4 protein-coding genes are annotated in these 3,403 nt (G+C 63.8%); all 4 read right to left on the reverse strand.

Going from position 1 to position 3,403, the window contains the following annotated elements; genetic code table 11:
- Window positions 1–873, reverse strand: an 873-nt coding sequence (locus EOA60_RS24805; protein ID WP_128312046.1) for an FAD-dependent oxidoreductase, incomplete at its 3' end; no start/stop codon positions are given.
- Entirely contained in the window at window positions 870–1,952 is a 1,083-nt protein-coding gene (locus tag EOA60_RS24810; RefSeq protein ID WP_067001264.1) for an ABC transporter substrate-binding protein, read from the reverse strand. The genes EOA60_RS24805 and EOA60_RS24810, both read right to left, overlap by 4 nt.
- A 65-nt stretch (window positions 1,953–2,017) precedes the next feature.
- The gene (gene betI / locus EOA60_RS24815) at window positions 2,018–2,704 is read right to left on the reverse strand and encodes a transcriptional regulator BetI (RefSeq protein WP_095824018.1); all 687 of its coding nucleotides are present in this window, start codon (window positions 2,702–2,704) and stop codon (window positions 2,018–2,020) included.
- Between the two features lie 6 nt (window positions 2,705–2,710).
- The coding region (locus tag EOA60_RS24820) for a class I SAM-dependent methyltransferase (RefSeq protein ID WP_164899513.1) at window positions 2,711–3,403 on the reverse strand (693 nt) is incomplete at its 5' end.

The raw sequence follows: 3,403 nt of genomic DNA on the forward strand, positions 1-3,403 counted from the left end.
CATCACCATGCCGCTCAGATCGCGCTCGCGCCAGAACGGCCTGGCATAGCGGACGAGGATCTTGACCACCGCGCCGCTTTCCCAGACGCCAAGCGCCTTCTTTAAGGCCGTTGACAAGGCAGGCCGAAAGTCGAGCCTGTTGGCCGTCGCTGGCGGCAGGGCGAGCAGGACCTCGCGCGCCTCGACGGCGCCGCTGCCGGCAACGACACGAACGCCTGACGGCCCGCGCTCGATGCGAATGGCCGGCTCGTTCAGCCGCAGCCGGTCACCGAGATCGCCCGCCAGGTCCGCGGCCAGCGACTGCATGGTCTCGCGCAGAGAATATTGCAGTTCCGGCACTTCGTTGGTGATGCGGCGATCATTGTCGATCAGGTACCAGAGCGGCACCTTTTCCAGCGCCAGGCACCACAGTCCCTCGATCATCGAGCGGAAGGCGGCTTTGGCATCTACCGGATCGGTCTGGCGTTCGAGCCAGGAGGCGACTGTCAGCCCGGCGATCGCGGGATCGTCAGGCTCGATCCAGTTCATGCGGTCGCGGATCGCCATCGCGGTCACATAGGTCTGTCCGGCCTGGTCGACCGACATCGGTGGATGGGTGATGAAATCGCCATCGACAAAGGTTTTGACGAAGGTCTTGCCTCGCGCCCTGGCCAGCGCCATCAGCTCCGGCATGTCCTCGCACAGGAACTGGCCGCCGCTGTCGATCAGCTCGCCGAGCCCGTTTCGCGCACCTTCCACACGACCGCCGACGCGGCCGCGCGCTTCCAGGACAAGGAAATCGATGCCGGCGCGCTTCAATTCGAGCGCGGCCGACAGGCCGGTGAAGCCGGCGCCGACGATTGCAACGTCGGTTCTTTCGATCTTGCTGTTCAATAGCCGGCCTTGATCTTCTCGAACTCGGCGATCATCTTCAGCTTGAGCTCGGAAGGCAGCGGCTGCTGGAACAGCGTCTTGTCGACCCATTTTTCCACGTTGTCGTAGCCCTTTTCCTTGAGCACCGCCTGGTCGACACCGGCCATGCCCTTGGCGTTGGCTTGGCCGTAGCCCCAGTCCTTGACCAGCACCTTGGCGACTTCCGGATCGTTGACGGCATTGAGATAATCATAGGCCTTGTCAATGTTGCCGGGCGCGTCCTTGAACAGCACATAGCCGCACACCCATGTCGAGATGCCCTCGTCGGTATCCTTCTTGGACTTGATCGGCACGCCGGCGGCCTGTGATTGCACCGCCGCGTCGTTCCAGGCCCAGGCGAGATCGACCTCGCCGCCTGAGAGCAGCTGCACGATGTCGGTGGTGTCGGTCCAGTAGGAGCGCACGTTCTTGTGCACCTGGCGCAGGAAATCGGACGCCTGCTTGAACTGCTCGTCCGTCATCTTTGTCCAGTCCTTCAGCCCGATGGCGAGGCTGGCCAGCGCATAGGCGTCGTCGACATTGTCGCCGATCGAGACGCGTCCCTTATACTTGGGATCGGCGAAGGCCTTCAGCGACTGCACGTCCTTCTCGGCGATCTTGTCGGAGTTGAAGGTGAGCTGCGTGTCACCCCAGTCCCAAGGCATGAACCAGGCTTTGCCGTCGGGGGTGGTGGCAAGGTCCTTCATCGCCATGATGCCGGGGTTGAGATCCTTCCAGCCGGCGATCTTGGAGGTGTCGAGCGGCTGCAACAGCCCCGCCTCGCGCCACTTCACCACGCTTTGCGAACACGGATGTCCGAGGTCGGCCTTGAAGCCGGAGCGGATCTTCTCGAATGCCTCGTCCTCATCGCCGAAGAAAGCGAAGGTCGGCGAGTCGCCGTCCTTCTCGACATATTTGCCGTGGAAGCTGGGGTCCTCATAGCCGGACCAGTCGAACACGATGAGGTCCTTGTCGGCGGCAACGGCGAACGCTGCCGCCGAAGATGCCAGCGCGCCGGCGAGCGCCAAAGTAAGTGTCAAGCGTCGGCTGAGTTTCTTCATGCTGTTCCATCCTCTTTTGGTCTTGCCGGTCTTGCTGGCCGGCTGTTGCTAACCCCGGGCCGTCGTTAACCGTAGTGTTTCGGAAAGGCCGCGGCCAGGAACGCGTTGGCGGCCTGCAGCGCGGTCTCGCGCGTGGTGTCCTGGGTGCCCATCATCAACCGCAGCCACAGGCCCTCGAGCATGGCCGATAGCGCCAGCGCCATGACCTGCGGCTCATAGGCATAGCCGCCGCTTTGCTTGAGCGTCGCGCAGAGATCGATGAACACCTGCTGGTAGTAAGCGTCGCGCGAGCTGCTCAGCGCCTGGTAGGTCGGCCGCGATTTGGCCTCGCCCCAGAAGGCGCACCAGGCGGCGAGCTTGCGCTTGTTGCAGATCGAGCGATCGAAGTCGGCCCACACCAGCGCCTGCAGCTGCCGCGCCGGATCGTCGCCTGCCTTCTGCAAGGCCGCGCGCCAATGCGCCGAATACTCGTCATACATATATTGCAGCGTGGCGACGAGCAGCTTCTCCTTGCTTTCGAAATGGAAGTTGACGATGCCGCGGGACAGGCCCGCGCCGTCGGCCACATCGGCCATCGTCGTTTCCGCATAGCCGCGCTTGGCCAGTGAATCGATCGTCGCCTCGATCAACTGGAGTTGCCTGACTTCTTTCGAAGCCTTGCGGCCGCGCTTCTCGGCCTCTCCTTTTCGTGCCGGTTCGGGCAAGGCATCCCTGGCCTCTGCATTCTTCATGAGCGTGACGGTCTCCAGCATTGCCGGCTATCCGACCGGCTTCCAACCGCGCAGATGAGTGGGGCGGTGCTCACCACTGTCAAGCACCTTCTGCATCGCCTCCCAGGTCCGGATGTTCTTGTCGACATAGCCCCCGCCGACCGCGGCGGCGAGCGCTTGATAGAGTGGCCCCTTCAGGCGCGCCAGTTCCTCCCGCGCCACATCCCGGTACCATGCGTTGCGGTCGCGGACGCTGATGTCGCGGAAGCCAGCACGACGCATCGCCTCGGCGTAGCGCGCCGGCGAAGCCATGGCAAAGGACAAGCCTTCCGCCGCGAGATAGGCCTTCATGTCCGCAGACGGCTCGCCGTCGTGCGAGATCATCCAGTTCGACGCGGCGAAGACGCCGCCGGGCTTCAGCACGCGGAAAATCTCGGCGAACAGGGCATCCTTGTCCCGGACATGCAACAGTGCGTCCTTCGAGAAGACGACGTCGAAGGAAGCATCGGTGAAAGGCAGCAGTCCCGGCGGCGCCTGGAGGAAGCTCACGCGGTCTTGGAGACCCTGCGCAGCCGCGTTTCGCTTTGCCGTCTCGATCACCGGCCTCTCGACATCGAAACCGGTCGCATGCGCCGCACCATGGCGCGCGACCAGATCCAGCGTGACGCCGCCGGCGCCGCAGCCGAGATCGAGGATCGTCTTGCCCTTGAGCGAGAGGCCTTCGACCACGCGGTCCACTTC

It is taken from the genome of Mesorhizobium sp. M1A.F.Ca.IN.020.06.1.1, assembly GCF_004023265.1.
In the GTDB taxonomy this organism is placed as follows: Bacteria; Pseudomonadota; Alphaproteobacteria; order Rhizobiales; family Rhizobiaceae; genus Mesorhizobium.

Excerpts from the sequence above, each read along its gene's own strand:
- betI (WP_095824018.1), bottom strand. The coding sequence starts at position 2,704 with ATGCTGGAGACCGTCACGCTCATGAAGAATGCAGAGGCCAGGGATGCC.
- EOA60_RS24810 (WP_067001264.1), bottom strand. The coding sequence starts at position 1,952 with ATGAAGAAACTCAGCCGACGCTTGACACTTACTTTGGCGCTCGCCGGC.